General features: G+C 56.5%; 1 rRNA gene (only partly in view). It reads right to left on the bottom strand.

What is annotated here, in order from left to right:
• Window positions 1–132 precede the first annotated feature (132 nt).
• Window positions 133–1,959 (bottom strand): 23S ribosomal RNA (locus tag AB0J04_RS45185) (it continues 1,369 nt past the right edge of the window).

Genomic DNA, 1,959 nt, shown 5'->3' on the forward strand with positions numbered 1-1,959 from the left:
AATGTAACCGGGCGTTTCCCTCACGCTATGACCACCGAAACACTATGAAACTGTGAATCTGCCGCACCATACCGTGACCATGGCATGGGGCCGTTCGTGGTTTCAGAACCAACACAGTGGACGCGAGCAACTGAGGACAAGCCCTCGGCCTATTAGTACCAGTCAGCTTCACCCATTACTGGGCTTCCACATCCGGCCTATCAACCCAGTCGTCTACTGGGAGCCTTACCCTCTCAAGGAGGTGGGAACACTCATCTCGAAGCAGGCTTCCCGCTTAGATGCTTTCAGCGGTTATCCCTCCCGAACGTAGCCAACCAGCCATGCCCTTGGCAGAACAACTGGCACACCAGAGGTTCGTCCGTCCCGGTCCTCTCGTACTAGGGACAGCCCTTCTCAATGTTCCTGCGCGCGCAGCGGATAGGGACCGAACTGTCTCACGACGTTCTAAACCCAGCTCGCGTACCGCTTTAATGGGCGAACAGCCCAACCCTTGGGACCGACTCCAGCCCCAGGATGCGACGAGCCGACATCGAGGTGCCAAACCATCCCGTCGATATGGACTCTTGGGGAAGATCAGCCTGTTATCCCCGGGGTACCTTTTATCCGTTGAGCGACGGCGCTTCCACAAGCCACCGCCGGATCACTAGTCCCGACTTTCGTCCCTGCTCGACCCGTCGGTCTCACAGTCAAGCTCCCTTGTGCACTTACACTCAACACCTGATTGCCAACCAGGCTGAGGGAACCTTTGGGCGCCTCCGTTACTCTTTAGGAGGCAACCGCCCCAGTTAAACTACCCATCAGACACTGTCCCTGATCCGGATCACGGACCCAGGTTAGACATCCAGCACGACCAGACTGGTATTTCAACGACGACTCCACCCACACTGGCGTATGAGCTTCAAAGTCTCCCAGCTATCCTACACAAGCCGAACCGAACACCAATATCAAACTGTAGTAAAGGTCCCGGGGTCTTTCCGTCCTGCTGCGCGAAACGAGCATCTTTACTCGTAGTGCAATTTCACCGGGCCTATGGTTGAGACAGTCGAGAAGTCGTTACGCCATTCGTGCAGGTCGGAACTTACCCGACAAGGAATTTCGCTACCTTAGGATGGTTATAGTTACCACCGCCGTTTACTGGCGCTTAAGTTCTCAGCTTCGCCACACCGAAATGTGACTAACCGGTCCCCTTAACGTTCCAGCACCGGGCAGGCGTCAGTCCGTATACATCGCCTTACGGCTTCGCACGGACCTGTGTTTTTAGTAAACAGTCGCTTCTCGCTGGTCTCTGCGGCCACCCCCAGCTCGAGCAGCAAGTGCTCTCACCAGACGTGGCCCCCCTTCTCCCGAAGTTACGGGGGCATTTTGCCGAGTTCCTTAACCATAGTTCACCCGAACGCCTCGGTATTCTCTACCTGACCACCTGAGTCGGTTTAGGGTACGGGCCGCCATGAAACTCGCTAGAGGCTTTTCTCGACAGCATAGGATCATCCACTTCGCCACAATCGGCTCGGCATCAGGTCTCAGACACGTGTCAGGCGGATTTGCCTACCTGACGTCCTACACCCTTACCCCGGGACAACCACCGCCCGGGCTGGACTACCTTCCTGCGTCACCCCATCACTCACCTACTACAAGTCTGGTCCGTCGGCTCCACCACTTTCCATTCCCCGAAGGGTCCGGAACGGCTTCACGGACTTAGCATCGCCTGATTCAATGTTTGACGCTTCACAGCGGGTACCGGAATATCAACCGGTTATCCATCGACTACGCCTGTCGGCCTCGCCTTAGGTCCCGACTTACCCTGGGCAGATCAGCTTGACCCAGGAACCCTTAGTCAATCGGCGCACACGTTTCTCACGTGTGAATCGCTACTCATGCCTGCATTCTCACTCGTGAACCGTCCACAACTCGCTTCCGCGGCTGCTTCACCCGGCACACGACGCTCCCCTACCCATCACA

It is taken from the genome of Streptomyces sp. NPDC050263 (assembly GCF_040655955.1).
Taxonomy (GTDB): Bacteria; Actinomycetota; Actinomycetes; order Streptomycetales; family Streptomycetaceae; genus Streptomyces.